At 47.4% G+C, this 7,904-nt stretch carries 11 protein-coding genes; 6 read left to right on the plus strand and 5 right to left on the minus strand.

Features of this window, described 5'->3' with window-relative positions:
* Window positions 1–706: 706 nt before the first annotated feature.
* Window positions 707–1,189 (plus strand): hypothetical protein, encoded by a 483-nt coding sequence (locus tag IQ260_RS23580; protein ID WP_193995529.1) that lies wholly within the window; start codon window positions 707–709, stop codon window positions 1,187–1,189.
* Between the two features lie 8 nt (window positions 1,190–1,197).
* Here IQ260_RS23580 and IQ260_RS23585 read toward each other — a convergent pair whose 3' ends face one another.
* Window positions 1,198–1,662, minus strand: coding sequence for a response regulator (locus tag IQ260_RS23585; RefSeq protein ID WP_193995530.1), 465 nt, complete (start codon window positions 1,660–1,662; stop codon window positions 1,198–1,200).
* A gap of 403 nt (window positions 1,663–2,065) precedes the next feature.
* Between IQ260_RS23585 and IQ260_RS23590 the strand changes: the two genes are divergently transcribed.
* From IQ260_RS23590 to IQ260_RS23600, 3 genes are all read left to right on the plus strand, one after another.
* Window positions 2,066–2,548: a DUF2294 domain-containing protein gene (locus tag IQ260_RS23590; protein ID WP_193995531.1), complete on the plus strand. Its 483-nt coding sequence runs from the start codon at window positions 2,066–2,068 to the stop codon at window positions 2,546–2,548.
* A 119-nt stretch (window positions 2,549–2,667) separates the two neighbouring features.
* Complete coding sequence (locus IQ260_RS23595; protein ID WP_228016383.1) at window positions 2,668–2,829, plus strand: NblA/ycf18 family protein; 162 nt, start codon at window positions 2,668–2,670, stop codon at window positions 2,827–2,829.
* Between the two features lie 138 nt (window positions 2,830–2,967).
* Window positions 2,968–3,135, plus strand: a complete 168-nt coding sequence (locus IQ260_RS23600; RefSeq protein ID WP_193995533.1) for a DUF1328 domain-containing protein — start codon at window positions 2,968–2,970, stop codon at window positions 3,133–3,135.
* Window positions 3,136–3,234: 99 nt separating this feature from the next.
* On the opposite strand, the gene IQ260_RS23605 is transcribed toward IQ260_RS23600, so the two are convergent.
* From IQ260_RS23605 to IQ260_RS23615, 3 genes are all read right to left on the minus strand, one after another.
* Window positions 3,235–3,780: a CBS domain-containing protein gene (locus tag IQ260_RS23605; RefSeq protein ID WP_193995534.1), complete on the minus strand. Its 546-nt coding sequence runs from the start codon at window positions 3,778–3,780 to the stop codon at window positions 3,235–3,237.
* A gap of 134 nt (window positions 3,781–3,914) precedes the next feature.
* On the minus strand, window positions 3,915–4,376 hold the full coding sequence (locus IQ260_RS23610; RefSeq protein ID WP_193995535.1) for a CBS domain-containing protein: 462 nt from the start codon (window positions 4,374–4,376) through the stop codon (window positions 3,915–3,917).
* A 109-nt stretch (window positions 4,377–4,485) separates the two neighbouring features.
* Window positions 4,486–4,782: a 2Fe-2S iron-sulfur cluster-binding protein gene (locus tag IQ260_RS23615; protein ID WP_193995536.1), complete on the minus strand. Its 297-nt coding sequence runs from the start codon at window positions 4,780–4,782 to the stop codon at window positions 4,486–4,488.
* 179 nt (window positions 4,783–4,961) lie between these two features.
* Here IQ260_RS23615 and IQ260_RS23620 point away from each other — a divergent pair, with 179 nt between their 5' ends.
* Together IQ260_RS23620 and IQ260_RS23625 are read left to right on the plus strand one after the other, a co-directional pair.
* Window positions 4,962–5,330, plus strand: a complete 369-nt coding sequence (locus IQ260_RS23620) for a recombinase family protein (protein WP_193995537.1) — start codon at window positions 4,962–4,964, stop codon at window positions 5,328–5,330.
* 127 nt (window positions 5,331–5,457) lie between these two features.
* Window positions 5,458–6,687, plus strand: coding sequence for a CBS domain-containing protein (locus IQ260_RS23625; protein WP_193995538.1), 1,230 nt, complete (start codon window positions 5,458–5,460; stop codon window positions 6,685–6,687).
* Here the strand turns inward: IQ260_RS23625 and IQ260_RS23630 are convergent.
* Window positions 6,673–7,875, minus strand: a complete 1,203-nt coding sequence (locus IQ260_RS23630) for a M20 family metallopeptidase (protein ID WP_193995539.1) — start codon at window positions 7,873–7,875, stop codon at window positions 6,673–6,675. The genes IQ260_RS23625 and IQ260_RS23630 overlap by 15 nt on opposite strands.
* Window positions 7,876–7,904 lie beyond the last annotated feature (29 nt).

The following is a 7,904-nucleotide window of genomic DNA, read 5'->3' on the forward strand; positions in this document are numbered from 1 at the left end:
CAATTGTCCCTCCCATCAGGCGCATGCAACAATCTATCGAAAGAACAATAGAATACAGTCGCTATCTCTCTTATTATTTCTTTATAAATGAAAACAGCTGCTGTTGCGGGTCTAAGAGGTAGACCATACCGAACCTCAGCAATGTCGAAAAGAATATAGCGAAGGAGCATTATGGATCGGACAAAGCCACCACCCAAAATGAGGGTGGTGGCTTTGCAGGGTTGTTTGCCGCAATTCGTCTAGGCAGCAACAGAGGAAGCGTCACCCCACCTTGGGAGTCCAAGGTGGGGTGAATCAAAGTTGGGAATTCTTATAGCCCTGCTAACTCTAAAAGAGAACCGGCTAAATTAGGCATTGTCTGACGGCAAGTTGAGCAGTACCAGTCCAGACGACGGTTACTCATTTGTTTGACTAAAACACTTGAGCAACAGGGACACAGATTAGAAGCTGGGGTTTTTAGAGGTTTCATAGATTGATTCAAACTCATTTGGATTACCCTTATTGGTCAGCAGATGGTTATATTACAGATGAAAATCTTTGGACATGGCTATATCTTTTGAAGTATTCGAGTTTTATTACGGGGCAGATTTCTCCTTAAATTCAGTCTTTTTTCTCCAGGGCAAATCTGCCCCTGGGTATAGTGTGTTTTTAATCATCTCTAATACACTAAAAACACTATAAATACACTAATGTTGCAGGTGCACCCATGGATGGAGATGTGAGAAATAAACGTCGGGTAGAAGCTGTTCGGATGTGGATGCACGCAGGCGTGATTGCGATCGCACTGTTTATTCTATTGGCGAGCATGGTAACGTTTGTCATCTTTTCATTCAGCACGGGTACAACAGCAGGCTTACGTAGCTTAGCCGCCGCAATTTTGCCGTTTGCCACCATCACGTACCTACGGCTGTTTACAAAAATTCTGAGGCCCCGTCGACAGACAAAGATGCCGGTTTTCAACCTATATTTTATCTTTACCGTATGGACTGTTTTTCTCTTTGGATTCACTCGATCACTTTATGGATTTTCATTTCCCTTGGGAGAACTAATGTTTTCCATAACGCTAGCCGCCACGGTATTGCGTTATAACAGTCATTCCGTCAAAGCCTTCATCTCATGCTGCTATGGCATTATCACCGGTTCGCTGGTCTACATCATTTTTGCAGGCTTTCCCTTTGTTATTCAGTAACAGGCATGTCATAGGTTAAAAGCTAAGCAATAGGGTGCTTTCTTTTCCAAATGGGTTGTTACTAACCGCTGTAAATCCTCTAAAAGGTAAGGCTTTGTCAAAAATCCATCAAATATCTCTATCGGTAAACATCTAGGATAGTCATCGCTCACCATGGCTGTAATTCCAACAATAGGAATGGCTGCTGTCGTCGGTTCAACCTTTAGATAGTTAGCTATTTCAACGCCGTTAACATCTGGCATTACTAAATCCAAAAGAATTAGCTCGGGCTGATAGCGCTTCGCTGCTTCCAATACATACTTTCCCTGCTCAATGCAAATATGCGAAACATTGAACATTTCCAGCGCTAGCGACAAAAGCCATAGATTGTCTAAGTTATCATCTACAGCCACAACCAACGGTCGTGGATTGATGCACTGATTCATAACAATTTCCCCGGGCCATTTTCCTCTATCTAGAAGCAGAACTTGCATTGCCTATAGAGGCGTTGCTTATCTGGTCCTTTTGTAGAAAGTGGCGGCTTAACCTGCGTGTTGCACCATGGAGGTTAAAGCATTCCAGAGAATAATATGTCTACCAGTATAGAGAAGCGTTAGGAATAAATTCCATAGACAGTCAAGAAGCAGTAATAAACGTTACACCTCGCTCACCCCCATCACCTGCTAGGTAACTGGTTCAAAAAAATATCGGCTAGCGAAAAATACCGTTGACAATCACTCAAAACGTTTCATTTTATTCGGTAAACCGATCTAAAAGGCAGGTAAACTCGCCAAACACAACCATCATTAAAGCGTTACATTTCTTAGCAAGAGGGTAATCATTACCTCGAATAGTCAGATTTCAGTCGACTTTATTCGATTTGCTTGGGAGATTGTAATGCAGATTGCTACAGCTGACAGTCGTATATCCACTATGGCCCTGCCTACGGTGGGAGAATTGGAAAGAGACCTATCTCAAAAAATTCAGGCCCTATATAGTCAACGGTTGGGCCAGCTGCCCACTAAGGTAATCTGCCATCTGTTTGGTCAGAATGTAGTGGTTATTCTAGAGAACTGCATAACTCATCTAGAACACTTCCTTTTCCAGCAACGAGCGTCTGATTTATTTCTAGAAGTTCGTAAGACTGTCAACCAGCAGATTAAGCAAGATATCTCTGAGTTGATTGAGTCTGTTCTAGATGTTCACGTTACAGGAATACTGATTGATACATCGACTGAACTCAACCAGACAGGTCTGATCGTGGCCCTGTCAGATACCCCAGATGCCCGAAATAGGGGGCTAATTCCCAAGACTCGTGCCTATAAACGAGCCCGTAAACGTAGGAACCTTGCAGTTGAATGCGAGAAAAGACTGAGGTAGCTCAGCCTCGAGCTTAAAATCTCTGGCACGATATATCTTGATCGGCGGAGTTCTAGCTAAAACAACTTTAGATACAATACCTAACAAACCTGCAACTTAGCAGAGAAGATATCATGGACATGCCTGGAAAGCTTACTCTAGAACAAGAATTTAGTCTTAATATCCTCAAATCTCAAGTCAAGAATTTATCCCTGGATCAAGCTCAGGAGTACGTGGTGGAGATTATGCGTCAAATGATGCTTAAGGACAACTTGGTCAAGCATCTTCTAAAGAATAGCTAGATGCTTGAACCATAAAGCCCAGAGGTACCACCATTTCAGTTCATTTAGTCACATCTATGCCCTAGGGGTGAATATTTTCTCCCATGGATAGGGTCTAATAAAAAGTATCAACATTTTGACTACTTAGAGGAAATAACAATGCTGAGATGGGCCCTAACATTTTTAGTGGTTGCTTTAATAGCAGCCTTTCTAGGCTTTGGTGGTATCGCAGGTGCAGCGGCAGGAATTGCTAAAATCCTGTTCTATGTATTTCTAGTTATCTTTGTTGTTTCACTGGTTTTAGGTATCTTCCGCCGACCTGTTTAAATTCAAAGATTCTGCCCTGATTTTCGAACGTGCAGGCGTTCTATGGCAACCCTTGCAGACATCATCTTTGGATCTTATAAAATCCTTGTTCTTATACTATTATCCAGCTTTTGCTCGTTGATGGGATGCTGTAGCCTGTAGTTCTTCTACAGCATCCCATGCTGCCGCACAGGCTGGTGATGTGGGTCCCTGCTCCTCGCAAACCTGGCGTGCTTCTTGACGAGCTACTTCGATTTCATCCTCGATAAACAAACGCTTGGGTTTCTCGACAAAATCGCTTTTTCGTAAGATATCTGAGATAGAAATTACACCTAGTAGACGCCCTTGGACGACCGGAGCACGACGAATTTTAGTATTAGCAAATAGTCGGGCTACGTATTCTACACCTAGATCAGGAGAAACTATGATGTAGGGTTTGGCCATAATCTGATAAACGCGCATTTCTTTGGGATCATGACCATGGGCTGCAACTTTGTAAACAATGTCGGTTTCTGTCACCATGCCGTAGGGGTCGTCCTCGTTACGACGATCCACGATCAGTGCCCGCAGACCTTTTTCCTTCATTAGCTCAACCGCTTCAGCAACGGTTGCAGAACCACTGATGGTAATCACATCGGCGGTCATAATATCTTTTGCTTGCATCATCGTTTTCCTGCCTCTTCTTCAAACACGATGTAAAAGACAGAACAAGAGATTCTCACACTATGAGGATCTCTTGTTCTAGGGTCTCATTATGTCATATGTTTACAGTCATTAACTCTGAGCGATCAACTCAAAGATTAGACATCATACTCTCTTGCTTGTAGAACTTCTGGATCATCCATGTAGGACCCATATCCATCGAAATTTGCCTTGGGTTTTTCCACAAAGTCGCTCTTACGCAGAATATCTGAGATCGAAATCACCCCTAGCAATCGTCCCTGGACCACTGGAGCGCGACGGATTTTTGTATTGGCGAACAGACGGGCTACGTACTCCACACCTAGTTCTGGCGTGACCATAATGCAGGGTTTGGTCATAATCTGATAAACGCGCATTGCTTTTGGATCATGGCCGTGGGCTGCAACTTTGTAAACAATATCGGTTTCTGTCACCATGCCGTAGGGGTCGTCCTCGTTACGACGATCCACAATCAGCGCCCGTAGACCTTTTTCCTTCATTAGCTCAACCGCTTCAGCCACTGTGGCTGAGCCGCTAATGGAGATTACATTCTTGGTCATAATTTCTCGTGCTGCCATCATTGTCTTAATATCTCCTTATTGAGTCAGATTTAGAACGAACTTGCTGAGAAGAAAGGGGAATACATTCAGGCATGGTGTTGGCCCACTAGATGGGCCTCCAGCAACGACGTTAATCGAGATTATCTTCTTGGTAGGTTTGAATTGTGCAGTCCGATTGGGGATAAGCCACACAGGTGAGGACAAAACCAGCTTCAATCTGCTCATCTTCTAGAAATGACTGATCGGACTGGTCAACGATACCGGTGATCACTTTGCCAGCGCAGGTGGAGCAGGCTCCGGAGCGACAGGAAACAGGCAGATCAATACCTTGTTCTTCAGCTCCATCGACAATGTATTGGTCATTGGGCACATCAATCACCTGCTGTGCACCATTCCCGTCTACTAGGGTCACTTTATACGTCGCCATCAAACAATCTCTCCCCTAAAAAATATCGCCGCTTTTCACACCTCGAGATAATCGATATGCCAAGACAACGATTAAATTTGGTAGGCTACTAGAACCACCGCGACTCAAACCCGATATGCTAGAACCAGCGGCGTTGCGCCAATTTGGTTCTGTGCTTGTTGCCATCATCTGCATTGCCCATGACTGCTGAGCCTCAAAAGAACCCTATTTGGGAAAGACTAGATTCAGGAAGACGTAGTAAAGCAGCCCAAGGGGGCTACGCTGGTTACGGCTCACCTGCCTTTGGCGAAAAGTCGGTCAATGGCAATTTAGTCGTCGATGAAAAAGAGCAGCAAATCATTGAGCTTATCCGTCGCCACCATAAGTCTGGAAAATCGCTACAGCAAATTGCCAACTGGATGAATACCCAAGGCTATAAAACTAAGCGAGGTCGTGAGTGGCAACGGATATCGGTCAAACGAGTTCTAGATAGACTCTATGGAAAAACACCCAGGGTGACCGAAGCACCCAACTCCACATCCAACCAGGGAGAGCCGGATATAACCTAGACTCCCTAGAATTCTGCTTGTGTGGGCTTTTTACCGGGTATCATGTTACATCCCTAACTATATACCTCAAGTCATCTAAAGTCCATAAAAAACAAGGTTTTAATCTTATCTATCTGTTACATCCCTAATGACCCTTGATAAAGCCTTGAATTCAACGCCGATTTCTATACCCGCAGCGTTAGGTAGTGAGGCTGCTGACGAGGTTTCATCGTCGCCCGATCCATCGCCCGATCCATCATCCGATCCACTGCAAACAGTCACTCCGATGATGACGGACGCGATTGATCGGCAGGTGCTCAAGGTGCCACCTGGGTGGTCCTTGAATCGGGCAGTTGCGGCCATGGGGGCGATACGGAGCAACTGTGGATTAACGCCAGGTAGTCTCAACAGCCGCCCTGCTAGCTGTGCCTTGATTGTAGAAAATCAGCAGATCGTTGGTATTTTTACTGAGCGCGATATTGTTAGGCTGACGGCTGATGGCATGGACTTGGGAGCGCTGACGGTGGCTGATGTGATGACGTCACCGGTTAAGACGCTACAGCGGTCTGCCTTTCAAGATATTTTTGCAGTTCTATTTTTATTCCGTCGCTATCGGATTCGACATTTACCCATTGTGGATGAGCACAATCATCCCGTTGGCATTGTCACCCCGGATAGTATTCGCCGGGTGTTGCGCCCTGCTAACTTACTAAAGATGCGTCGGGTGGCGGATGTGATGTCCACAAATGTGATCCATGCCGCACCGACGGTATCTGCCATTGAGCTAGCTCAACAGATGGCCGTCCACCGAGTCAGCTGTATTGTCATTGTCGAGGCGGATAGTCACGCTACTGGCAGTCGTGAGATTCAATCATTGATGCCCATGGGGATTGTGACTGAGCGCGATATTGTTCAGTTTCAGGCCTTGGAGCTAAATCTGCAGCGGCTAACGGCTGAGGATGTGATGAGTGCGCCGCTGTTTTTGTTAGAGCCGACGGATTCGTTATGGACGGCACACCAGGAGATGCAAGCTCGCCGGGTGCGACGGCTGGTGGTGTCGTGGAACTGGGGCAGTGGTTTGGGCATTGTCACTCAAACTAGCTTGCTGAAGGTTTTTGACCCGATTGAGATGTACGGCATCATTGAAAGTATGCAGCAGACGCTGCATCAAATTGGTGATGGTGCAGCCTCAGCGCAAAATCTAGATGTAGTGCCTCATGATCGTGGGTCAGATCGGATCACGGATTTGCTATTTGATCTGGAAACTAAGCTACTGGGGCTGTCGGATGAGGCTAATCTGTCGGCGGGCGAGCGGCAGCGACTGGTGCAAGGAGCGTTGAGATCGCTACAGCAGGTCCAGGCTTCATTGGGGGGATAGATCCTCAGCTTGTTGCCAGTATTCGTAAACGCTGGTGGCCATGGTGAGGACGCCGGTTGCGATCGCATCCTCATCCACTTCAAACTTAGGATGGTGCAGCGGATGGTTATGGCGGTTCTCAAACCCCACCCCCAGCCGAAACATTGTCCCCGGCACCTGTTCGGTATAAAGGGCAAAATCCTCTGACCCCATAGACGGTTCAGCCAGCCACTCAATGCGATCGTCCCCCAGGGTGCTCTGGGCCGCATTCGCCACAATCTGAACCAGCTGGTCCGTATTGATCACCGAGGCCACCCGGCGCTGGTAGTTCAGTTCGTAGGTGGCCCCGTGCATGGTACACACCCCGGCCACAATTTCTTCGATCCAGATCGGCAGCTTTTCATAGACATCGGGCTGTAGCGATCGCACCGTTCCCTGCATCACCACCCGGTCGGCAATCACATTAGCCGCCTTGCCCCCCGAAATTTTGCCAATGCTCACCACCGCCGGATGCAATGGATTTAGCCGTCGGCTAATGGACTGCTGCAGCGTCGTCATCACCTGGGACGCCACCCAAATCGCATCAATCGCCTCATGGGGGCGAGCACCGTGGCCCGACTCACCCATAATTACAATCTCCAGATCGTCCGCCGCCGCCGTCAGCGCCCCTCGCCGCAGCCCCACCTTCCCCGCCTGAATCGACGGAAACACATGCACCCCAAAAATCGCCGCCACATCCGCTAGGACATCATCAGCAATCATCCACTTAGCCCCCTGCACCGTCTCCTCCGCAGGCTGAAACAAAAATCGTGTAGTACCCGAGAACGGCTGCTGTTCAGTCAGTTCCGCTAGCACCATGGCCGTTCCCAGGCCAACGGTGGTGTGCACATCGTGACCGCAGGCATGCATAATTCCCCGATTTTGAGACGCAAAGGGCAGCTCCACCTGCTCAAGAATCGGCAGTGCATCCATATCCGTACGCACCGCCAATATGTCTGTACGTTTTCCAGCACCTTTGAGGTTAGCCACCACCCCGGTTTTACCCACCATCTCCTGCACATGGAATCCGTAGGATGACATCACCCCGGCGATGTAGGCAGCGGTTTTATATTCCTGACCGCTGAGTTCTGGGTGGGCGTGGATGTGACGACGAATTTCAATCAGTCGGGGGGTAATTTTTTCAGTGATTGCTTTTATCTGGTCGTGCATGGGGGCAGGGGTAATGGGCGTTTATATAG

Source organism: Leptolyngbya cf. ectocarpi LEGE 11479 (genome assembly GCF_015207065.1).
In the GTDB taxonomy this organism is placed as follows: domain Bacteria; phylum Cyanobacteriota; class Cyanobacteriia; order Phormidesmidales; family Phormidesmidaceae; genus Leptothoe; species Leptothoe ectocarpi.

Excerpts from the sequence above, each read along its gene's own strand:
- IQ260_RS23630 (WP_193995539.1), bottom strand. The coding sequence starts at position 7,875 with ATGCACGACCAGATAAAAGCAATCACTGAAAAAATTACCCCCCGACTG.
- IQ260_RS23625 (WP_193995538.1), top strand. The coding sequence starts at position 5,458 with ATGACCCTTGATAAAGCCTTGAATTCAACGCCGATTTCTATACCCGCA.
- IQ260_RS23585 (WP_193995530.1), bottom strand. The coding sequence starts at position 1,662 with ATGCAAGTTCTGCTTCTAGATAGAGGAAAATGGCCCGGGGAAATTGTT.
- IQ260_RS23580 (WP_193995529.1), top strand. The coding sequence starts at position 707 with ATGGATGGAGATGTGAGAAATAAACGTCGGGTAGAAGCTGTTCGGATG.
- IQ260_RS23600 (WP_193995533.1), top strand. The coding sequence starts at position 2,968 with ATGCTGAGATGGGCCCTAACATTTTTAGTGGTTGCTTTAATAGCAGCC.
- IQ260_RS23595 (WP_228016383.1), top strand. The coding sequence starts at position 2,668 with ATGCCTGGAAAGCTTACTCTAGAACAAGAATTTAGTCTTAATATCCTC.
- IQ260_RS23590 (WP_193995531.1), top strand. The coding sequence starts at position 2,066 with ATGCAGATTGCTACAGCTGACAGTCGTATATCCACTATGGCCCTGCCT.
- IQ260_RS23610 (WP_193995535.1), bottom strand. The coding sequence starts at position 4,376 with ATGATGGCAGCACGAGAAATTATGACCAAGAATGTAATCTCCATTAGC.
- IQ260_RS23620 (WP_193995537.1), top strand. The coding sequence starts at position 4,962 with ATGACTGCTGAGCCTCAAAAGAACCCTATTTGGGAAAGACTAGATTCA.
- IQ260_RS23615 (WP_193995536.1), bottom strand. The coding sequence starts at position 4,782 with ATGGCGACGTATAAAGTGACCCTAGTAGACGGGAATGGTGCACAGCAG.
- IQ260_RS23605 (WP_193995534.1), bottom strand. The coding sequence starts at position 3,780 with ATGATGCAAGCAAAAGATATTATGACCGCCGATGTGATTACCATCAGT.